We start from the raw sequence: 18,903 nt of genomic DNA on the forward strand, positions 1-18,903 counted from the left end.
TCGCACAGCTGCATCAGTCGATATTAAACCATTCGGTTGACAATTGCTGGCGCCCTGCTATATTCAACTACATGGTTGAATATCTATCTCCACTCGATGCCGTCTTTCATGCTCTGTCGGATCCGACTCGCAGGGCTATGCTGAAACATTTGAGCGCTGGCGAGCAGAAGGTCGGCGATCTTGCCGCCCCCTTCGACATGTCGCTCGCGGCCGCCTCCAAGCACGTCAAGGTGCTGGAAGCAGCAGGGCTGCTGCGCCGGGAAGTGCGGGGCCGCGCTCATGTCTGCCGCCTCGATGTCGGGCCCATGCATGCTGGCCTTGAATGGATGCGTTACTACGAAAAGTTCTGGAATGCGCAGCTCGATACTCTCGAGGAAATTCTCAACATCGAAGATAGTGAAAAGGAGAAGAAGTCATGAGCCTGGTCGAATCCATTCCTGTCGCCGAGTTCGGCGTGATCAATCCGAAGGACACTGTACGCATCGAGCGCCTGCTGCCGGGCCCGATCGAACGGATATGGGCCTATCTGACGGAGGAGCAAAAACGCCGCCAGTGGATGGCGGCAGGCCCCATCGAATTGCGCGCGGGCGGAACTGTCCGCCATCTCTTCGACAATTCACGACTGACGGCGAGGGACGATCGGCCTCCGGCCAAATATGCCGCGCATGCCGGACCAATGGAATCGCACGGGACCGTCATCACCTGCGATCCGCCGCGGCTGCTTGTCTACACCTGGGCGGAGGAAACGGGCGAACCGTCGGAGGTTCGTTTCGATCTGGCGGAACAAGGCAGCAAGGTTCTCCTCACCGTCAGCCACAGCCGCATACTGTCGCGAGACGCGATGCTGAGCTTCGCCGCCGGTTGGCACACGCATCTCGATATTCTCGCCGACAGGCTGAACGATCGGGAGCCGTCCCTCTTCTGGCCGAAACATACGGCGCTGGAAGCGGAATATGGCAAGCGGGTTCCGGCTGCCTGATCAATCGAACAGGCTGGAAACCGATTCTTCCTGGCTGGTGCGGTTGATCGCTTCGCCGATCAGGCTGGCGGTCGAGATGACGCGGATGTTGTGGGCCGATTGCACCGCGGTCGTCGGCTGGATGGAATCGGTGATCACCAGTTCCTTCAGCTTCGACGAGGTGACGCGGGCAACCGCGCCGCCGGAAAGCACGCCGTGGGTGATATAGGCGGTGACGCTGGTCGCGCCGTTCTTCAGAAGTGCTTCGGCGGCATTGCAGAGCGTGCCGCCGGAATCGACGATGTCGTCGATCAGCAGACAGTCCTTGCCGGTAACGTCACCGATGACGTTCATGACTTCCGACTCGCCGGCGCGTTCGCGGCGCTTGTCGACGATCGCCAGTTGACAGTCGAGGCGCTTGGCGAGCGCCCGGGCACGCACGACGCCGCCGACATCCGGCGATACGACCATGACGTTCCTCAAATCGTAGTTTTCCTTCACGTCTCGCGCGAGGATCGGCACCGCGTAGAGGTTGTCCGTCGGGATGTCGAAGAAGCCCTGGATCTGGCCGGCATGCAGGTCGAGCGTCAGGACGCGGTCAGCGCCGGCCTCGGTGATCAGGTTGGCCACCAGCTTGGCCGAAATCGGCGTGCGCGGGCCGGGCTTGCGATCCTGGCGCGCATAGCCGAAATAGGGAATGACGGCGGTGATGCGGCGGGCTGAGGATCGGCGCATCGCGTCGATCATGATCAGCAGTTCCATGAGGTGGTCATTGGTCGGAAACGAGGTCGACTGGACGACGAAGACGTCCTCGCCGCGCACGTTTTCCTGAATTTCCACGAAGATTTCCTGGTCTGCAAACCGTCTGACGGTTGCTTTGCCCAGGGGCAGGTTGAGATAATTGCAGATCGCTTCGGCAAGGTGCCGGTTCGAGTTGCCTGCGAAAACCTTCATCGATGGTCCGCCTGTGCTGGCGCGGATTGCCTCCGCGCAAATTCCGTAAGCCAGCCGGGGCCTCGATCGTCCCAAGCCTATGCGCGCTTCATAACCTCCTTGACTTTGAATGCAAGAGGATTGCCGCGTTGCAGCGTGGTTTATCCTAAAAAGTTTTGCATTGGCGTGGTTTTGCGACGGGATTTGGCGCTGCAAGGCAGCGCACGGAGATGCCCGGCAACCTTAGCCGGCGTTTTTCGCCCGCCAGTTCAGGTACTCAGCGATGGTCCTGGTGGCGATCGCCTGCATCGTCTGCGGCGGCACGACCGACCAGAGATTGGCAGCAGTGGCATCGACCGTGTCCTGTCCCTGGATGCGATGCAGCCGGTTGCCGCCGCTGTCGAGCACGTCCCAGACATAGACGACCGTCGTCTTCTCACCGTCCTTCAGCGCCGAGAAATAGCCCTTCAGGATGTGCTGGCTGCTGGTATCGGATGCGCTCTTGATCGTCAGGCCGTGGGAACGCGCCTCGTTGCCGAGCTGTTTCGACAACGGCGTAACGGCCTCGACCGGGGCGCCGATGATCGGCAGGAAGCGGATCGTGCCCGGCGTCGCCGCCGGGGCGATCGCGGCGCTCTTCTGGGGTTTTTGGATCTCAGGGGTTTCTTCCGCGGCACGCAGCGGCGCCGCCGATTGCCGTGGTTCGTCTGATGCGCCCTCAACGGGTGTGGCTTCGGCCTCTTCGGCGATGACCTGGCGGCGCGCCAGCCGCTGCTGTGCCGGGACCTGTCCCTGCCGCAGGCGTCCTGCCTGTGCGTCCAGCGATCCGGCCGGATCGGTGTATTCACCGTCGCCCTGGGCGAGAACCGTGCCGGTCGCCCCCTCGACAAACCCCTCCTGTACGGGAGAGGCGAGCTGGGCACTCTCAACCGGTGTCGTCGACTGGGGAGGGACGGTCTGCTGCGACATTGCGTCGAGGTCGGACTGGTTGACGGGCGGGGAGCGGAAGGTACCGCCGCCGACATCGACCTGGGGGGTCAGATCGTCCATGCTGTTGCAGCCCGAAAGGGTCGCAGCAATTCCAAGGCCTGCAATGAGCATGATCGACTGGCGCATCGTTCTACCGTCCGGTTTCCTCGGGCGGCGGAGTGATCAGGCCCCCAGCTTTCTCCGCCTATCCCGCGAACGGTAGATCAATTTTCCTAAGCAGTTATGAAGTCCAGTCCGAAGCGCGACAGAGGTCTCGGCGCGCCGTCGGTGGTCAGGTACGTCTGGCCAAGCGTCATTGCCGTGCCGCTGTCTGAATCCATGATGATCATGTGCACGAAGAGCGACATATCCGGCTCGATCGCCTCCGGGTTGCCGATGTGGAACATCTGGTGCTCCATCCAGGAGGGCGAGAAGCGCGCGCCGAGCGAATAGCCGCAGGCGTTCAGCCGGTGGCGCGTAAGGCCACGCTCGTCCATGATTTTCGAATGCACGTCGAAGACGGTGCCGAAGGTGTTGCCGGGCCGCAGGACCATTTCGATCGCCTGGATCGTCTCGCGGCAGGCGCTGTAGAGTTCGCGGTGGCGATTGGTCGGCTCTCCAACGACCACGGTGCGCATCATCGCTGCGTGATAGTGGGCGCTGACGCCCGCCCATTCCAGGGTGAGCTGGTCCTGTGCGTCGAGCGCGCGGCGCCCGGCCTTGTAGCGGCACAGAAGCGCGTCCGCGCCGGAGCCGATAATGAATTCGTTGGCCGGGTAGTCGCCGCCGCCGGCAAACACCGCGCCTTGCATGGCCGCCAGGATATCGGCTTCGCTGCCGCCGGCGTGGATCAGGGGGAGGGCGGCGTCGAGCGCGTCGTCGGCAAGGCTTGCGGCCTTTTCGACGTGGAGGATTTCCGCCGGGCTCTTGATGAGGCGCAGGCGGCTGACGAGCAGCGACGCATCGATAATCTCGCCAAAGCTGGTCAACTGACGGTCGAGCAGGCGGGCGACGCGGCCGGTCATGCCGTGCGTGTCGTATTCGACGCCGATGCGCGTACCGAGCAGGTCGAGATCGCTCAGGAGGTTTTTCAGGTCCATCGTCGGATCGGCATTGACGCGGTCGACCCAGATCTCGATGCGTTCGATGTTCGAGGTATGTTTGGCCTGGCGCAGATCGGCGGAACGGGTCAAGAGCACCATCGAGCCGTCGGCCTTCACCACCAGCGTCTGGAAGAAGCAGTAGCCGAAGGTGTCGTAGCCGGTCAGCCAGTACATGCTTTCCTGTGCGAACAGGAGCATGGCGGCAAGTTTTTCCTCTTTCATCTTTGCCGTCAGCCGCTCAAGCCGGCTCGCGAATTCGTCCTGCGTGAAATGCAGTGCCATGTCATCTCTCCCGAATCGATATTGCAGAGATTTGCCGGCCATAGTCCGGCTCGCTGCGATGGGTGGTTCGGCGGTAAGAGAAGAAGCGCTCCTCGTCCGCATAGGTGCAAATGTCGAGATTTTCCGCCGTGACGTCCGCCTCTGCGAGCCGCTTGATCGTCAGTCCCGGCAGATCGAACATGGCGTGCCCCTCGCGCGGCGAAGGAGAAAAGAACATCTGATAAGAGGGGTCCTTTTCGAGGAACCGCTCGACGAATTCCGAACCGACCTCGTAGTTGCGGCGGCTGATCGAGGGGCCGAGACTGGCGATGATGCGTTCGCGGCGGGCGCCGAGCGAGATCATCGCGTCGATGGTGCTTTCGAGTACGCCCCCAAGCGCCCCCTTCCAGCCGGCATGGGCAGCACCGACAACGCCCGCTTCGGCATCGGCGAAAAGAACCGGGCCGCAATCGGCCGACAGCACGCCGATCACCAGCCCCGGCGTCGCCGTCACCAGCGCGTCGGCCGTTGCCCGCGTGCCGTCATAACTGCCGTCGACGATAACGGTGTCGGGCGAATGGACCTGATGCACCGTTGCCAGCTTTTGCGGCTCGGCGCCGAACCATGCGCTGACGCGGGCCCGATTCTCTTCCACCCGGGCGCGCTCGTCATTCGAGCCCAGCCCGACATTGAGGCCTCGATAGATGCCTTCGGAGACGCCGCCTGCGCGGGTGAAATAGCCATGTTTTACGGCGTTTCCCGCCTGTTCGGACAGAAGCGGGCTTTGTATGGGCAAGGGCAGGGCATCATCCTTCATCGGTGGTTTTGCCCTTTCGAAATGCTGCAATATGGCGGGTTTCCCGGAGCTGTCGGCATGGCGCCCCGGCCTGATTTGGCCGGATGTTGGCCTCAGGGGCGGCCTCTGTCAATCCGTCGAAACGACAGCCGGTGTCGTCACAGGCTGCTGCCGGCAGCTATTTCTGGAAGGGCAGGAGAGCCACATTCGGACTGCTGACGACGAGGACCTTGAACAGCTCGCCCATCTTTCCTTCGCCGGCTCCAGCCAGTCTTTCTGCATCTGCGCGAATGTTTTCCTGGGTCTCCGTGTCCTTGTCGCGGCCAAGCGCTGCGGCGCGTTCGGCAAGACCCAACGCAAGGAGAAAGTCGCCCTGATAGGTCAGCCCGTTGATCTGCAGCCCTTCCGTTACGGCTCTGCGGGCGAGCTGTTCGAAATCGACATGACTGGTGATATCGGCGTCGCCGGGATGTTTGAGCGGCGGATCGAATTGATGCTCGCGCACCGCCTGCAGGGTATCGCCAAGGCCCGTCGCCATGTGGCCGTAGTCGATGATCACAGCCGTCCCGCCACTGGCATTGATGCTCTCGCAAAGTGCCGCCATCACGGCGTCACGGGCGGGTGCGATCTCGAAAATCGTACCCGGCGCGGCGGTTGCGGCGGCCGGCGGCAAGAGAGCCGGATCGATGCTGGCGACGCCCGCGGCAAACGTCAGCTCACCATCTGCATCGAGGCCGACGAGCCTCTCTCTGAAACCCTGCGCCGTCTTGACGAACTGGCGGATCGGAATGGCATCGAAAAGCTCGTTGGCAACCAGAAGCAGAAAACCGTCCGGCAGCGTGTCGAAACTGTCATGCCAGGAAATCTTGAACTTGTGCGCGACGAGCGTCTGGCTCTGGACCTTCTGCAGCCGTTCGCTGGTCTCAACCAGGTGGACCGTTACTGCCTCGTAAAGCGCAGGTGAAAGCCTGGCGATGACGCGCAGGATGTCCGCCATCATCGTGCCGCGGCCCGGACCGATCTCGGCGATGTTGACCGGGGAGGGTTCGCCGTGCCGCTGCCAGGCCTGAACGAGGAAAATCCCCATCATCTCGCCGAACAGCTGGCTGATCTCCGGTGCGGTGATGAAGTCTCCGGACCGGCCGAAGGGTTCCCGCGTCTTGTAGTAGCCGTACTCCGGATCGGCCAGACAGAGCGAGAAATAGTCGGTCACGCTGATCGGGCCGTTGGCGAGAATGATGGCCTTGATCTTTTCTGCAAGAAGCGTCGTCATGCGGGCCCTTACACGGTTGCAGCACTTGCGCGGCGGGCGCGCGCGATCGCCCAGAGGCCGATGAAGACCATCGGCAACGACAGCAGCATGCCCATGGTCAGCCAGCCGCCGAGGAGGTAGCCGATCTGCGCATCCGGCTCGCGGAAGAATTCGACGACGATGCGGGCAAGCCCGTAACCGGCGACAAAGACGCCGCAGACCAGGCCCGGCGTCTTCAGCGCGTCGCCACGATAGATCATCACGGCAAGAACCGTGAGAAGGACGAGACCCTCGAGGGCAGCTTCATAGAGCTGGCTCGGATGGCGCGCAAAGGGACCGCCGGTCGGAAAGACCACCGCCCAGGGCATGGACGACAGCCGCCCCCAAAGCTCGCCGTTGATGAAGTTGGCGACGCGGCCGAAGAACAGGCCGATCGGCACAACGGCCGCAACGACATCGAAAAGACTCCAGACGGCAATCTTGTTGCGGTGGGCAAACAGGATCATGGCGATCATGGTGCCGATCAGACCGCCGTGGAAGGACATGCCGCCGTTCCAGATTTCCAGCGCCCGGATCGGATTTTGCAGCACACTGCCAAGATCGTAGAACAGGATGTAGCCGATGCGCCCGCCGCCGACGATGCCGGTCGCGACCCAGAGCAGGAAATCATCGAGCTGGGCTTCGGTGATGGCCGGTGACGCGTTGCGCCACAGCGACACATTGCGCGCCAGCCTGCGGGCATATTGCCAGCCGAGCAGAATGCCCGCCACATAGGCAAGGCCGTACCAGTGGATCTGCAAGGGGCCGATGGAAATCAGCACCGGATCGATGTCCGGGAACGGCATGATGGAGAAGAGTGTCGGTATCGTTTCCAAGGTACTGCTTCAATCCCGTCCGTTGTTTTGGCGGAACATGGGCTCCCGGGGAGGGTCGGTCAAGGCGCGTTTGGTGAGGGAAAGGCGGTCATCCCGGTATTTTTCCTTGCATCGGCAAGTCCGTCCTCCTACCTCCTCTGTCAAGCCTGCGATGGCAGGCAAAGGACGCAAGGATCGGAGACCGAGACGATGAGCACAGGCACAAGCCGCATTCTGGATGACTTCGCCAAGTTGATGACGGACGCTGCCGGCGCCGCCCAGGGCGTGCGGCGCGAGATGGAAACCGTGTTCCGCGCCCAGGGCGAACGCCTGCTGAATTCGATGGATATCGTCAAGCGCGAGGAGTTCGAGGCAGTCAGGGAGATGGCCCTGAAAGCGCGCGAGGAAAACGACGCGCTTCTGGCTCGGATCGCAGCGCTCGAGGCGCGTCTGGCCGAGGCTGGGAAATAAAGATTCGAAGCGGCGGGCTGATTGCGCTGCCGCTTTTTGCTCGCGTCAAGCGCGTGTGTTCCGGGCTGGCACGGCGCGCCTGTCTGCGAGTGCTGTCTCAACAGCATTTTTTATAAATTTTTCGCCCTGTGGACACTGCCAAAAAATGCTTACGGCAGAGTCGCTTATGAACCGGCGCTGAATCAATTTCACAGGGCCTATCCACAACCGCCGGCGCTATTTTTCGTGCAGGGGGCTGGCATGCAGACTCCCGCATTATACACTGATTTTAAATGATGATTCGAAACGGATCACGCAAGCTCCAGGCAGGGTACATAAGCCAGGATGATCGTGTTTCCGGCAATCATAAGTGTTCGTTTCTGGTGTTTGAGTTTGCGGCCTTCGTGTGTGAGCGCGATGACGCATGCCTGCACCGGGACTTTTGGGGTGATGCATGAGCCTGATGGAACTGGAACTTGAGCGCCAATCGAACCCGGTCGACATGATCGAGTTCGTCGCAGCCAACAATGATTGGAGTTTCGAGCGCTCAGGCGAAGACGAGATCGCCATGACGGTCGAGGGCAAGTGGACCGACTATCATGTCTCCTTCTCCTGGATGGAGGAATTCGAGGCGTTGCATCTCGCCTGTGCCTTCGACATCAAGGTTCCCGAACCCCGTGTCAATGAAGTGATCCGCCTGCTTTCCCATATCAACGGGCAGGTGCTGATGGGACATTTCGATCTCTGGCGCCAGGAAGATGTGGTAATCTTCCGTCAGTCGCTTCTTCTTGCCGGCGGCGCAGAGCCGACCAACCAGCAGGTCGAGGTGCTTTTGTCGAGCGCGCTTGAAGCCTGCGAATCCTATTTCCAGGCCTTTCAGTTCGTCGTCTGGTCCGGCATCGATGCGCAGAGTGCGGTCGAAGCGGTGATGTTCGAAACTGTCGGAGAGGCATGACCATGAGCGTGAATGCTGCCGGACCGATCGTCCTTGTCGGCGCGGGCAATATGGGCGGCGCGATGCTTGCCGGCTGGCTGAAAAGCGGCATTGCCGGCGCTGACGTGCTGGTCATCGATCCGGGGCCGTCGCCGGCCATGGCAAAGCTGATTGCCGACAACGGCGCACGCCATGAAACAACAGCGCCTGCGGGCCTGAAGGCCGGCGTTCTTTTCCTTGCGGTCAAGCCGCAAATGATGGCAACGGTGCTGCCGCCGCTGAAGGGGCTTGTCGGGTCCGAAACGGTCGTCGTTTCGGTTGCCGCCGGCACGACGCTCGGTTTCATGCAGTCTCACCTGGGCGACGCTGCCATGGTGCGCGCCATGCCGAATACGCCGGCGATGATCGGTCGCGGCGTCACCGGCGCCTTTGCCAACGGCGCGGTATCGTCTGCACAGCGCGATCTCGTGCACAATCTCCTCAAAGTCAGCGGCCCCGTTGAATGGGTCGAAACCGAAGCCGATATCGATGCCGTCACGGCCGTGTCCGGCAGTGGCCCGGCCTATGTCTTCTACCTCGTCGAGTGCATGGCGGAAGCCGGCCGCAAGGCCGGACTTCAGGCGGACCTCGCCATGCGGCTCGCGCGGGAAACCGTCGCGGGGGCTGGTGAACTTCTGCACCAGTCCCCCGATGACGCTTCGAAACTGCGCCAGAACGTGACGTCGCCGGGCGGGACGACGGCCGCCGCTCTCTCTATTCTCATGGCCGATGACGGCATGCAGCCGTTGTTCGACAAGGCGATCGCCGCAGCCCGCAAGCGGGCGGAAGAACTGGCCGGTTAAATCGGGATCCTGTCATGACCGAGACCATCGCCTATGCCGATTTCGAGCGCGTCGATATTCGCGCCGGCACCATCGTCGAGGCTTCTCCCTTTCCCGAAGCGCGCAAGCCGGCGTTCAAGATCGTCATCGATTTCGGTTCCGAGATCGGCCTCAAGAAATCCTCGGCGCAGATCACCGTTCACTATACGCTGGAAAGCCTTGTCGGCCGGCAGGTGCTTGGTGTCGTCAACTTCCCGCCGCGCCAGATCGGCCCGTTCCGCTCGGAAGTCTTGACGCTCGGTTTCGAGGACGAAAACGGCGACATTGTTCTCGCCGCCGTGGATAAGCCGGTGCCGAACGGCAAGAAGATGCTGTAGGAATTTCATCGATGGACATGAACGCTGTCCGCGAATTCATTCGCGTCACCTGTCTGCGCGATGCGGCTGTGGTTGCCGGTGATTGGTCGGCGACGCACGTCGTCTCGCTTCTCGATCCGGAACTGCCGGACGAGCATGTTCCGCGCATTTCCGGCGCAACGCACCATGTCGTGCGGTTGCGCGATCAGGAAAACGCGTTGGCCACCGGCCATTTTCCCGGAACGATCACGGCGTTCTTCGACCTCGTGCTTCCGGCCATCGAGCAGCGTGACAGCCGCATCCTCGTGCATTGCCATGCGGGCGTCAGCCGTTCCACTGCTTTCGCTTATGGCGTCATTGCCCACCGGTTCGGTGCCGGCCGCGAAGTCGAGGCTTTCGACGCGCTGATGTCGATCGTCAACAAACCCTGGCCAAACCGCCGCATCATCGAGATATTCGACGCGCACTGGCAGAGGGAAGGGCGGCTTCTCGCCCCGCTCGACGCCATGCGGGCACGCCATCCCAGGCGTATCGATGCATGGCATCGGTTCAATGCGCGGCGCGGAATGACCGGCGGCTATTCGCGGTAACTACGCCGGCACCCGCACCACCGCCCTTAGCCCGCCCAACGGACTATCCGACAGAATGACATTGCCGCCGTGGCTGCGGGCGATGTCGAGGGCGATGGCGAGGCCGAGGCCGGTTCCCGAGCTGTCGAGATTGCGCGCCTCGTCGAGCCGGAAGAACGGCTTGAAGACGTCGTCGCGGGACGCTTCCGGAATGCCGGGACCATCGTCGTCCACCGTGACGGTGATCCATTTCGTGCCGTGCCTGGCGTCGATATGGACGGTGTTGGCATAGCGATAGGCATTCGAGGCGAGGTTGGCGACCAGCCGGGTGAAGGCATTGGGGCGGACGCGCACGTTGTCGTCGCCCTCGACGGTGGTCGTCACGGTCTTGCCCTGCAGTTCGGCTTCCAGCGTCAGCCGGTTCATCAGATCGTGCAGTTTCAGTTCGCCGACATCCTCTTCCGCCTCGCCGCGCGCGAAAGACAGGTAGCCTTCGAGCATGCTCTGCATGTCCTCGACGTCCTGATTGAGATTGTCCAGATCGGCGTTGTCGCCAGCCAGCGCCAGTTGCAGCTTGAAACGGGTGAGGATCGTGCGCAGGTCGTGGCTGACGCCGGTCAGCATGGCGGTTCGCTGCTCGATCTGGCGTTCGATGCGCTCGCGCATCTGGATGAAGGCAAGGCCGGCGCGGCGGATTTCCTCGGCGCCGCGCGGCGAAAAATCGTCGATCTTCTGGCCCTTGCCGAAGCTCTCCGCCGCCTTGGCAAGCGCAAGGATCGGCCGGATCTGGCCACGCAGGAAGAGGATGGCAATGGTCAAAAGCACCAGCGAGGCGCCTACCATCCAGACGATGAAGATATGTGTATTCGAGGCGTAGGCCTGGCTGCGGCGAGCATAGACGCGAAGGATGCGCTCGCCGTCGAGCTTGACTCGAACTTCGACGAAATCGGAATCGCCGACCGTATCGATCCAGAAGGGACGGCGGATCTGGCGGGAGATCTCCTCGCTGAGAATCTGGTCGAGAATCTCGAAGAAAGGTTTCGGGCGTGGCGCGGGCAGTTCCCCATCGGTTTCGATGGCGATGTTGAGGTCCAGTTTTTCCCGGGCAATCCGCACGATCGTGGCATAGTCGCTTTCCGGCATTTCATCGATGAGGTCGATGACCGCGGCGATATCGCCGGTGACGGCGGCTGACAATCGCTGGGTGACGAGCTGCCAGTGTCGCTCCATGAACACGAAGGCGACCACCGACTGCAAGAGGACCATGGGAATGATGACGATCAGCAGCGAGCGGGCGTAAAGTCCCATCGGCAGTTGCCGCCGCAGCCAGCGCACGACGCGATTCCAGCTGCTGTCGCCCGTTTGCGTCCGATAGCGCCGCAGGATGTCAAAGCTTGCCATGGAAACTCAACCGGGTCATTTCGCTAGTCCACGCTTAGCCGATAGCCAATGCCACGCACCGTCTGCAGCCAGACCGGGTTTGACGGGTCGTCCTCGATCTTGCGGCGCAGCCGGTTGATCTGCACGTCGATGGTCCGCTCGCCGACCTCGGCATCGTCGCTTACCAGCTCATGGCGCGGAATGGTTTCGCCGGCACGCTGGGAGAACAGCATCATGATCTCCTGTTCCCGGTCTGTCAGGCGAATATGGTCGGCGCCCCGGCGCAATTCCTTGCGCACGACGGAGAAAGTAAACGGGCCGAAAATCACCTGTTCGATCTTCGGCGCCTTGGCGGGGGCGTTGCGCCTCAGGATGTTGTTGATGCGCAGCACCAGTTCGCGCGGGTCGAAGGGCTTGGGCAGATAGTCGTCGGCGCCGGCCTCCAGGCCCTCGATGCGGGCGTTCGATTCGGCGAGCGCGGTCAGCATGATCACCGGTACGGTCTTGATCTTGCGCAGGCTCTGGGTCAGCGAAATGCCGGTTTCGCCGGGCATCATCACGTCGACGATCAACAGGTCGTAATCGATGCCTTCGAGCTTGCGGCGAGCCTCGCCGGCGTCCGCAGCCGTCGTCACGCGAAAGCCCTTTTCCATCAGGTAGCGGTTCAGAAGATCGCGGATGCGGCGGTCGTCGTCGACTACCAGAAGATGGGCGGCATCGTCGTCGATCCTCGTCGTCTTTGTCATCTTTCGTATTGCCCTGTCTTGTCGCTGCCGGCCCCGACAGGCCAGCTGTTAGTTTTCCTCGGCGGTCTTCATGCCGGCAAGGAAGCGCTTGATCGTGTCGCGAGCGCCCGGGCCGGTTTTCGCCAGGGCTTCGGCTATGCGCCGCGACTGTGGCTCAGCCAAGGCCCTTGCCAGAGTCTTGCCTTCCTTTGTTGTATAGAGCTTACGCTGCCTGCGATCCTCCGGTCCGGCAACTTGGTGAATATACCCTGAATCGATGAGCTGCTTTAAGACACGGGCAAGGCTTTGCTTGGTGATCCTCAACGTGTCGAGCAGATCGGCGACGGTCATGCCGGGTTCGCGGTCGACGAAATGCAGGACGCGATGATGCGCCCGCCCGAAACCGCGTTTTTCGAGAATCACATCCGGGTCGGAGGTGAAATCCCGGTAGGCGAAAAAGAACAGTTCGATGATTTCAAAATCCACCGCGTCCGTGATGTCTGTCCCGGCCGGAGAGGTATCCGCATCGGCCTTCTTGTTCGCCTGTCCTGCCACGCCGTCATTTCCTTTCAATTGCAACGCACTCTGCGAAATTTTCGGAACAATATGTCAGCTATGTTGACATATTTTTTCGCCATTGATAAGCGTCTTCACCGTCGAAGGGCGAATATTCGACGCTGACCTGTCGTTGAAGATAGGCCGCGCCGCTCTGATCGCCAATCCAAAATCACCAAAACGGATTTTCCTCGCTCCAGTTTGACGGTAAAACTGGAGCAGGAAAGACAATCAACGCAAAGAATGGCGTTTACGCGCCGGAGGATGAGACGATGGCAGCAGTTCCCTTTGATCAGTTGGACGGTCAGATCTGGTTCAACGGTGAATTTGTCGATTGGAAGGACGCGAAGATCCATGTGCTCACGCACGGCCTGCATTATGCCAGCGCCGTTTTCGAAGGCGAGCGCGCCTATGGCGGCCGCGTCTTCAAACTGACAGAGCACAACGAGCGCCTGCACAAGTCGGCCGAAATCCTCGGCTTCAAAGTGCCCTACTCGGTCGAGGAGCTGGATGCGGCAACGATCGAGCTTCTGAAACGCCAGGGCTTCGCAGATGCTTATGTCCGGCCGATCGCCTGGCGCGGCTCAGAATCGATGGGTGTCTCGGCGCAGAACAACCGCATCAATGTCGCCATTGCCATCTGGCAGTGGGGCAGCTATTTCAATCCGGCAGAGAAGCTCAAGGGCATCCGCCTCGATATTGCCGAGTACCGCCGCCCCGACCCGAGGACTGCACCCTGCGCCTCCAAGGCCGCCGGTCTCTACATGATCTGCACCATCTCCAAGCATGCCGCCGAAGCCAAGGGTTATGCGGATGCGATGATGCTCGACTATCGCGGCCAGGTCGCCGAAGCGACGGGCGCCAACATCTTCTTCGTCAGGGACGGCGTAATCCACACGCCGACGCCGGACTGCTTCCTCAACGGCATCACCCGCCAGACGGTCATCGAACTCGCCAAGCGCCGCGGCTACGAAGTGGTGGAGCGGGCGATCATGCCGGAGGAACTCGCAGGTTTCAGCGAATGCTTCCTGACTGGTTCGGCCGCTGAAGTGACGCCGGTCTCGGAGATCGGGCCCCACACGTTCAAGCCGGCGACGATTTCCGAGACGCTGATGAACGACTATATGAAGGAAGTCTACCCGGTGGCCGCTGCCGCTGAGTGACCGCCAGGCACGGAATTGAAAGGCGGCCTTTGAGCCCAGCCACTTACTTAAATGTGGAATCCACGCAGGCGAAGGTGCCAAACACGCTCGCAGCGCGCACCTTGCGGGCGTCATCCTTGCCAAAAATGTTTCCGTGACACATTTTACACCCTCGATTGTCTCAGGACGCCCGCTGTCGTGATGTCCGCGAAAGCCAATCCAGCATTTGAGAGGCATCAGGTTGACAGGCTCATTTGTGATCAGACGTGCGTGCCAATCGGATGCAGAAGCGTTGTCCGACTTCGCCGCAAGAGTATTCCGCGCAACCTACAGCAGCGACACGGAAGCGGCCGATCTTGACGCCTATATCAATAAGAATTTCAGCACCGAACGTCAGGAGGCGGAGATCGCCGATCTCTCAGCCGCCGTTTTCCTCGCGACGGTCGATGATTTAATCATAGGATATGCACATGTAGTTGTGGGCTTGGCCGATAGCAGTTCGGCTCTTCTAAATCGGATTTACATAGATACCGAATGGAGAGGACGCGGATTGGCCAACGATCTTCTCGATGCGGTCTTGAGCGAGTCCAAACAGCGCGGCGTTACGCGCCTGGAGCTAACCGTGTTCGAGCGAAACGAGCGAGCCATAGCGTTCTACCAACGGGCCGGATTTGCGGCAACAGGGAACACGACGTTTGCAGTCGGTGAGGACTTGCAGACCGACCTCGTCATGGAAATGGACTTGGGCGAGCGGTTTAACAGCAGTAAAACCTAACCTGTTTCGCAAATCCTAACCTTCGCAGCAAAATCAGTCTCACTGATGTTTTCCACATTTAGGTAAGTGGCTGGGCCTTTGAGCCGCCTTTTCTGTTGTTGCCATCACTGCGAGCGCTGCCGCTGCGCGTGTCGACCAACCGTATTGCCAACCCGGCAGCGGTAGCTTCCCCAGGCGGTGTCGGAACGAAAATCGCTGCCAGCGCCGCGATGGCGCGCCATTCCACGCGTGACGTAATGGCGCATTCTTCCGGTGTTCCCCATGGAACTGCGACAATCAGGGCAATGCAAAATACTGGAATGGTTCCACTTTTGCCGGAACCATTTGCGCAATGGCGGGGTTAGTCGCCAACAGGAGGATTTGGATATGCAACAGGATACTGCCCAGGACGAGAATTCGACTGCCCGCCAGTTGCGTCCCGTCGTCATCACCGTCATCGCCGCCAAGCTTGCGGTTTTCGCCCTGCTGATGACCACCATCAACTTCCAGCCACCTCTGCAAAGCCCCATTGAAGTTGCCGCAGCACGCTGACGTGGATTGTTTTGCCCAGCGGCCGCCGCGCCGCCGATCGCGCAAACCGGCCCCGCGTCATTGACCGTTTTCATTGCGTCGCGTCCGTCCTATATGCTTTGCAACACAGTTTTCAAAGCGAGGCGGCATGCTACAGGCGGGCATCATTCCGGTTACCCATTTCCAGCAGAATTGCACGGTTCTGTTCGACACCGAAACCAAGGAGGGCGTGATCGTCGATCCGGGCGGTGACGTCGACCTCATCCTGCAGACGATCAAGGAAAACGGCATCACGCTGAAGGCGATCTGGCTGACCCACGGCCATATCGATCACGCCGGCGGTGCCAAGGAACTGAAGCAAGCCTTGAATATAGATATCATCGGTCCGCACAAGGACGACCAGCCGCTGCTCGAAAGGCTCGAAGCCCAGGCGGAAAAATACGGGCTGGCAATGAAGGTTGAGAACGTCCTGCCGGACCGGTGGCTGGAGGACGGCGATACGGTGTCCTTCGGCGATCACGTCTTCGAGGTGCTGCACTGCCCCGGCCACGCGCCCGGCCATGTCGTCTATTTCAACCGCAAACAGGGCTTCGCCCATGTCGGCGACGTGCTGTTTCACGGCTCGGTCGGCCGCACGGATCTTCCCGGCGGCAATCACCAGCAGCTTCTTGATTCGATTCGCGACAAGATCCTGCCGCTGGGCGATAGCGTCGGCTTCATCTGCGGCCACGGGCCGGGGGGCCAGATCGGCGAGGAGCGGCGCACCAATCCCTATCTGCGCGGCCTTTAAGGCGCCGCGCGTCAATCATGACGGGCACGGGACGCTGTACTGCAAGGGGCGAACGGCGCCGAGCCACCGAAGAGAAGACAACAAAAAAGGCACGTGCCGAATGGACACGTGCCTTGTTTCTGAAGTTATATTGCGGACTTAGCCGGCCCTGCAGAAATACTCTCTGCCGTCGTAACCGACGAAGGTCCCGGATTGCGGATCGAACGAGCGATAGCGCTGCGAGCAATAGCGGTACCAACCGCGGCTCCAGGGCTCAAGCGAACCGTAGCTTTCGACCACGACCGGGCGGGCGCGATAGACGCGACGCGGTTCGTAATATTCGGGTTCCGGATCGACATAGACCCGTTCCTGGTAGCGCGGCTGGCTGGCAACGGCGCCGCCGATGATCACGCCGGTGGCAAGGCCGAGAGCGCCAGCCGCAAGGGCATCACCGTCGTTGTGGTGATAATGGCGGCGGCCCCAGTCTTCAGCCTGCGCGGATGTTACCGTCGGGATCACGGTCGCCGCGGTGGCAAGGGCGAGAACGGCAGCTTTGATAAACTTGTTCATTGTATTTCGATCCTGTTTTGGGTCGGCTAGTTTCAGTCCTTTATGATGAAAACAGGATATTGTGGCGAAACTGAACGCAAGGTGAATGAAAAAACCCGGCGACGAGGCCGGGCTTCAACGTGTGAATCTGGCTGCAGCGCCCGGCTCAGCCGGAGATTTGCAGGTTGACCGCCTTGGGGCCTTTGCCGCGGCGATCCGGTTCCGTGTCGAAGCTGACCTTCTGATTTTCCGACAGTCCGTTCAGGCCTGAGGCCTGTACCGCGGAGATATGCACGAAGATGTCCGCGCCACCATTATCAGGCTTTATGAAGCCGAAGCCCTTGTCGGTGTTGAAGAATTTAACAATGCCAGTCTCGGCCATGCGTCAGGTCCTTTTTCCTCTGCCCGGATGCGGCGGGCAGCATTACAATGTTTGCCCAAGGGGCGTGCGGCAGGCAGTTCTCGACTGTGAGGAAAGGATCCCTGTAATTGCAGCCAGCCATCGAAAAACTCTGTCTTTGTCCGACTGCCCGGTCCATTTTGCGTGTCCGGCGCGCGTTATTTAAAGGTCTTCCCGTGTTCGCAAATTGCCCGAACCCGATAAGCTTGCTGTGTTTATTTTAAATTGGCAAGCAAAAGTTTTTTGAAACAAGTGCGCCGATTTGGTTTGTTCAAAAAGCAATCAACTGCTGAAAAATATGATTTTTTTACGGATATATTGCAAGCTATTGAAAACATTGAAATTTGCGAAATTCTGCTCGCTTTTTAAGCTGTTTGCGGCATGATATGTCGCAGAATGCCAAGGTAGCGTGGCCCGCTCAGGAAGTTTCGCCAAATATTAGCTGCTGGAAAACTGGTGGCTCTTCATAGGCCCGTGTTATCCGCGAGTGAAACCTGCGGCAACGTCATACGGCGGAAGCAACGGCCTTGGGCTTCGCCAATTCAGGTGGGACGCTCAGCATGGCGGCAAAAACGATCGCGCAGCCGAGGTCGCTGAGCGGAGCGACGTTTCTCTGTGTAGCATGGAGCCGATCAGGACGGCGAACAGGGCTTGGCTCGACAGGAGATCGCCGCCTGCGGCGCGGTCGTCAGCTTTTCTTGTCGGTCGCCGAGACCCGCAGCAGCGCGCCGCTGTCTCCGTCCGTGACCAACAGCACCGCGCCATCGGGTGCCACCTTGACGTCGCGGATGCGGCCGAATTCGCCTTCGAACAGGCGTTCCTCCGAGACGATCTTGCCGGTTTCATCGCGCTCCAGCCGCGCCAGCAGCTGGTATTTCAGCGCCGATACCAACAGATTGCCGTCCCACTGCGGGAACATCGCGCCGTGATAGACGTCGATCGCGCCCGGTGCGATGGAGGGGTCCCAGTAGTAGAGCGGCTGCTCGTAGCCCTCCGCCGCCTGGCCGACGCCGATCTCGGCGCCGGAATAGTCCTTGCCATAGGTGATGACCGGCCACCCGTAGTTCTTGCCCGGCTGCGGCGCGTTGATTTCATCGCCGCCGCGCGCGCCATGCTCGACGGTCAGCAACTGATGGTTCTTCGGGTCGATGACGATACCCTGCGGATTGCGGTGACCCTTCGACCAGACTTCCGGCAGCCCGTCCTTGCCGTCCTTGTACGGGTTGTCCGCAGGGATGCTGCCGTCGGGCTCTATATGCAGGATGGCGCCCGCGTGGTCGCGCATGTCCTGGGCGCGGTCCCGCTCGCCGCGATCACCGATGCCGAAGAACAGGCTGCCGTCGGAGGCAATCGAGATACGCGATCCGAAATGCTGGCCTTTGCCGGTGAACTTGTTCATCCGGAAGAGTTCCTTGACGCCGGTCAGTTTCTTTCCATCCGCGGAAAGCTCGCCGCGCACGAGTGCCGTACCATAACGGCTGCCATTCGCCACGGCCATGGACAGGAACAGCGTCCGGCTGGTTTCGAAATCCGGGGAGAGCGCCACATCGAGGAGGCCGCCTTGCCCTTGACGCGCCACCTTCGGAACGCCGGCGATCGGCGCGGAGGTCTTGCCGTCGCGAATGATGCGCAGGCTGCCGCCAAGCTCGGTGATGATGAAGGCGCCATCCGGCATCACTTCGACCGACCAGGGATTGTCGAGCCCCGAGGCAAGCGTTTCGACCTGGACGGATACCTTCTCGGTCGAGAATTGCGCAGGTTCCTGCGCGCAGGCGAGGGAGGGGCTTGCCAAAAGGATCATCGCCAGGCCGGCGGGTCTATACAGCTTTTCAAGCGTCGTCG

The 18,903-nt window shown here is 60.8% G+C and carries 23 protein-coding genes; 11 read left to right on the plus strand and 12 right to left on the minus strand.

Annotated elements, in window-relative coordinates:
• The first annotated feature begins 71 nt into the window (after positions 1 to 71).
• Both A3AY_RS0117445 and A3AY_RS0117450 read left to right on the plus strand, forming a co-directional pair.
• Complete coding sequence (locus A3AY_RS0117445) at positions 72 to 419, plus strand: ArsR/SmtB family transcription factor (protein WP_026203551.1); 348 nt, start codon at positions 72 to 74, stop codon at positions 417 to 419.
• The gene (locus A3AY_RS0117450) at positions 416 to 979 is read left to right on the plus strand and encodes an SRPBCC family protein (RefSeq protein ID WP_018326952.1); all 564 of its coding nucleotides are present in this window, start codon (positions 416 to 418) and stop codon (positions 977 to 979) included. The genes A3AY_RS0117445 and A3AY_RS0117450 overlap by 4 nt, the downstream gene beginning before the upstream one ends.
• Here A3AY_RS0117450 and A3AY_RS0117455 read toward each other — a convergent pair whose 3' ends face one another.
• The 6 genes from A3AY_RS0117455 to lgt form a co-directional block, all read right to left on the minus strand.
• Complete coding sequence (locus A3AY_RS0117455; protein ID WP_018326953.1) at positions 980 to 1,912, minus strand: ribose-phosphate pyrophosphokinase; 933 nt, start codon at positions 1,910 to 1,912, stop codon at positions 980 to 982.
• 222 nt (positions 1,913 to 2,134) lie between these two features.
• A complete protein-coding gene (locus A3AY_RS0117460) occupies positions 2,135 to 3,007 on the minus strand; it encodes a hypothetical protein (protein ID WP_018326954.1) in 873 nt (290 codons plus the stop codon).
• A gap of 86 nt (positions 3,008 to 3,093) precedes the next feature.
• Positions 3,094 to 4,245 (minus strand): M24 family metallopeptidase, encoded by a 1,152-nt coding sequence (locus A3AY_RS0117465; protein ID WP_018326955.1) that lies wholly within the window; start codon positions 4,243 to 4,245, stop codon positions 3,094 to 3,096.
• Between the two features lies 1 nt (position 4,246).
• Positions 4,247 to 5,041, minus strand: coding sequence for a peptidoglycan editing factor PgeF (gene pgeF / locus A3AY_RS0117470; RefSeq protein ID WP_018326956.1), 795 nt, complete (start codon positions 5,039 to 5,041; stop codon positions 4,247 to 4,249).
• 157 nt (positions 5,042 to 5,198) lie between these two features.
• The gene (locus A3AY_RS0117475; RefSeq protein WP_018326957.1) at positions 5,199 to 6,293 is read right to left on the minus strand and encodes a class I SAM-dependent methyltransferase; all 1,095 of its coding nucleotides are present in this window, start codon (positions 6,291 to 6,293) and stop codon (positions 5,199 to 5,201) included.
• 8 nt (positions 6,294 to 6,301) lie between these two features.
• On the minus strand, positions 6,302 to 7,147 hold the full coding sequence (gene lgt / locus A3AY_RS0117480; RefSeq protein WP_026203552.1) for a prolipoprotein diacylglyceryl transferase: 846 nt from the start codon (positions 7,145 to 7,147) through the stop codon (positions 6,302 to 6,304).
• 189 nt (positions 7,148 to 7,336) lie between these two features.
• Here lgt and A3AY_RS0117485 point away from each other — a divergent pair, with 189 nt between their 5' ends.
• The 5 genes from A3AY_RS0117485 to A3AY_RS0117505 all read left to right on the plus strand — a co-directional run bounded on the left by A3AY_RS0117485 (position 7,337) and on the right by A3AY_RS0117505 (position 10,277).
• The gene (locus tag A3AY_RS0117485; protein ID WP_018326959.1) at positions 7,337 to 7,597 is read left to right on the plus strand and encodes an accessory factor UbiK family protein; all 261 of its coding nucleotides are present in this window, start codon (positions 7,337 to 7,339) and stop codon (positions 7,595 to 7,597) included.
• Between the two features lie 433 nt (positions 7,598 to 8,030).
• Positions 8,031 to 8,531 (plus strand): type III secretion system chaperone family protein, encoded by a 501-nt coding sequence (locus A3AY_RS0117490; RefSeq protein WP_026203553.1) that lies wholly within the window; start codon positions 8,031 to 8,033, stop codon positions 8,529 to 8,531.
• 2 nt (positions 8,532 to 8,533) lie between these two features.
• A complete protein-coding gene (gene proC, locus A3AY_RS0117495) occupies positions 8,534 to 9,352 on the plus strand; it encodes a pyrroline-5-carboxylate reductase (RefSeq protein ID WP_026203554.1) in 819 nt (272 codons plus the stop codon).
• A gap of 14 nt (positions 9,353 to 9,366) precedes the next feature.
• A complete protein-coding gene (locus A3AY_RS0117500) occupies positions 9,367 to 9,708 on the plus strand; it encodes a tRNA-binding protein (protein ID WP_018326962.1) in 342 nt (113 codons plus the stop codon).
• An 11-nt stretch (positions 9,709 to 9,719) separates the two neighbouring features.
• Positions 9,720 to 10,277, plus strand: coding sequence for a dual specificity protein phosphatase family protein (locus tag A3AY_RS0117505; RefSeq protein WP_018326963.1), 558 nt, complete (start codon positions 9,720 to 9,722; stop codon positions 10,275 to 10,277).
• On the opposite strand, the gene A3AY_RS0117510 is transcribed toward A3AY_RS0117505, so the two are convergent.
• The 3 genes from A3AY_RS0117510 to A3AY_RS0117520 are packed head-to-tail and all read right to left on the minus strand — an operon-like array spanning position 10,278 to position 12,916.
• A complete protein-coding gene (locus A3AY_RS0117510) occupies positions 10,278 to 11,657 on the minus strand; it encodes an ATP-binding protein (RefSeq protein WP_018326964.1) in 1,380 nt (459 codons plus the stop codon).
• A gap of 23 nt (positions 11,658 to 11,680) precedes the next feature.
• On the minus strand, positions 11,681 to 12,382 hold the full coding sequence (locus A3AY_RS0117515) for a response regulator (protein WP_018326965.1): 702 nt from the start codon (positions 12,380 to 12,382) through the stop codon (positions 11,681 to 11,683).
• 48 nt (positions 12,383 to 12,430) lie between these two features.
• Positions 12,431 to 12,916, minus strand: coding sequence for a MarR family winged helix-turn-helix transcriptional regulator (locus A3AY_RS0117520; protein ID WP_018326966.1), 486 nt, complete (start codon positions 12,914 to 12,916; stop codon positions 12,431 to 12,433).
• Between the two features lie 272 nt (positions 12,917 to 13,188).
• Between A3AY_RS0117520 and A3AY_RS0117525 the strand changes: the two genes are divergently transcribed.
• From A3AY_RS0117525 to A3AY_RS0117540, 4 genes are all read left to right on the plus strand, one after another.
• Positions 13,189 to 14,079, plus strand: a complete 891-nt coding sequence (locus A3AY_RS0117525) for a branched-chain amino acid aminotransferase (protein WP_018326967.1) — start codon at positions 13,189 to 13,191, stop codon at positions 14,077 to 14,079.
• Positions 14,080 to 14,314: 235 nt separating this feature from the next.
• Complete coding sequence (locus A3AY_RS0117530) at positions 14,315 to 14,833, plus strand: GNAT family N-acetyltransferase (RefSeq protein ID WP_276325117.1); 519 nt, start codon at positions 14,315 to 14,317, stop codon at positions 14,831 to 14,833.
• 366 nt (positions 14,834 to 15,199) lie between these two features.
• Positions 15,200 to 15,364, plus strand: coding sequence for a hypothetical protein (locus A3AY_RS39725; protein ID WP_018326969.1), 165 nt, complete (start codon positions 15,200 to 15,202; stop codon positions 15,362 to 15,364).
• A 127-nt stretch (positions 15,365 to 15,491) separates the two neighbouring features.
• Positions 15,492 to 16,133, plus strand: a complete 642-nt coding sequence (locus tag A3AY_RS0117540) for an MBL fold metallo-hydrolase (protein ID WP_018326970.1) — start codon at positions 15,492 to 15,494, stop codon at positions 16,131 to 16,133.
• Between the two features lie 138 nt (positions 16,134 to 16,271).
• Here the strand turns inward: A3AY_RS0117540 and A3AY_RS0117545 are convergent, their stop codons facing one another.
• The 3 genes from A3AY_RS0117545 to A3AY_RS0117555 all read right to left on the minus strand — a co-directional run bounded on the left by A3AY_RS0117545 (position 16,272) and on the right by A3AY_RS0117555 (position 18,862).
• A complete protein-coding gene (locus tag A3AY_RS0117545) occupies positions 16,272 to 16,682 on the minus strand; it encodes a BA14K family protein (RefSeq protein WP_018326971.1) in 411 nt (136 codons plus the stop codon).
• Positions 16,683 to 16,827: 145 nt separating this feature from the next.
• The gene (locus tag A3AY_RS0117550; protein WP_018326972.1) at positions 16,828 to 17,043 is read right to left on the minus strand and encodes a cold-shock protein; all 216 of its coding nucleotides are present in this window, start codon (positions 17,041 to 17,043) and stop codon (positions 16,828 to 16,830) included.
• Positions 17,044 to 17,749: 706 nt separating this feature from the next.
• Positions 17,750 to 18,862 (minus strand): PQQ-dependent sugar dehydrogenase, encoded by a 1,113-nt coding sequence (locus A3AY_RS0117555; RefSeq protein ID WP_420830242.1) that lies wholly within the window; start codon positions 18,860 to 18,862, stop codon positions 17,750 to 17,752.
• Positions 18,863 to 18,903: the final 41 nt, after the last annotated feature.

This window comes from Rhizobium giardinii bv. giardinii H152 (assembly GCF_000379605.1).
Lineage (GTDB): Bacteria > Pseudomonadota > Alphaproteobacteria > Rhizobiales > Rhizobiaceae > Pararhizobium > Pararhizobium giardinii.

Excerpts from the sequence above, each read along its gene's own strand:
- A3AY_RS0117510 (WP_018326964.1), bottom strand. The coding sequence starts at position 11,657 with ATGGCAAGCTTTGACATCCTGCGGCGCTATCGGACGCAAACGGGCGAC.
- A3AY_RS0117450 (WP_018326952.1), top strand. The coding sequence starts at position 416 with ATGAGCCTGGTCGAATCCATTCCTGTCGCCGAGTTCGGCGTGATCAAT.
- A3AY_RS0117475 (WP_018326957.1), bottom strand. The coding sequence starts at position 6,293 with ATGACGACGCTTCTTGCAGAAAAGATCAAGGCCATCATTCTCGCCAAC.
- A3AY_RS0117545 (WP_018326971.1), bottom strand. The coding sequence starts at position 16,682 with ATGAACAAGTTTATCAAAGCTGCCGTTCTCGCCCTTGCCACCGCGGCG.
- A3AY_RS0117515 (WP_018326965.1), bottom strand. The coding sequence starts at position 12,382 with ATGACAAAGACGACGAGGATCGACGACGATGCCGCCCATCTTCTGGTA.
- pgeF (WP_018326956.1), bottom strand. The coding sequence starts at position 5,041 with ATGAAGGATGATGCCCTGCCCTTGCCCATACAAAGCCCGCTTCTGTCC.
- A3AY_RS0117455 (WP_018326953.1), bottom strand. The coding sequence starts at position 1,912 with ATGAAGGTTTTCGCAGGCAACTCGAACCGGCACCTTGCCGAAGCGATC.
- A3AY_RS0117445 (WP_026203551.1), top strand. The coding sequence starts at position 72 with ATGGTTGAATATCTATCTCCACTCGATGCCGTCTTTCATGCTCTGTCG.
- A3AY_RS0117550 (WP_018326972.1), bottom strand. The coding sequence starts at position 17,043 with ATGGCCGAGACTGGCATTGTTAAATTCTTCAACACCGACAAGGGCTTC.
- A3AY_RS0117485 (WP_018326959.1), top strand. The coding sequence starts at position 7,337 with ATGAGCACAGGCACAAGCCGCATTCTGGATGACTTCGCCAAGTTGATG.
- A3AY_RS0117540 (WP_018326970.1), top strand. The coding sequence starts at position 15,492 with ATGCTACAGGCGGGCATCATTCCGGTTACCCATTTCCAGCAGAATTGC.
- A3AY_RS0117555 (WP_420830242.1), bottom strand. The coding sequence starts at position 18,862 with ATGATCCTTTTGGCAAGCCCCTCCCTCGCCTGCGCGCAGGAACCTGCG.
- A3AY_RS0117465 (WP_018326955.1), bottom strand. The coding sequence starts at position 4,245 with ATGGCACTGCATTTCACGCAGGACGAATTCGCGAGCCGGCTTGAGCGG.
- proC (WP_026203554.1), top strand. The coding sequence starts at position 8,534 with ATGAGCGTGAATGCTGCCGGACCGATCGTCCTTGTCGGCGCGGGCAAT.
- A3AY_RS39725 (WP_018326969.1), top strand. The coding sequence starts at position 15,200 with ATGCAACAGGATACTGCCCAGGACGAGAATTCGACTGCCCGCCAGTTG.
- A3AY_RS0117490 (WP_026203553.1), top strand. The coding sequence starts at position 8,031 with ATGAGCCTGATGGAACTGGAACTTGAGCGCCAATCGAACCCGGTCGAC.
- A3AY_RS0117525 (WP_018326967.1), top strand. The coding sequence starts at position 13,189 with ATGGCAGCAGTTCCCTTTGATCAGTTGGACGGTCAGATCTGGTTCAAC.
- A3AY_RS0117500 (WP_018326962.1), top strand. The coding sequence starts at position 9,367 with ATGACCGAGACCATCGCCTATGCCGATTTCGAGCGCGTCGATATTCGC.
- A3AY_RS0117505 (WP_018326963.1), top strand. The coding sequence starts at position 9,720 with ATGGACATGAACGCTGTCCGCGAATTCATTCGCGTCACCTGTCTGCGC.
- A3AY_RS0117460 (WP_018326954.1), bottom strand. The coding sequence starts at position 3,007 with ATGCGCCAGTCGATCATGCTCATTGCAGGCCTTGGAATTGCTGCGACC.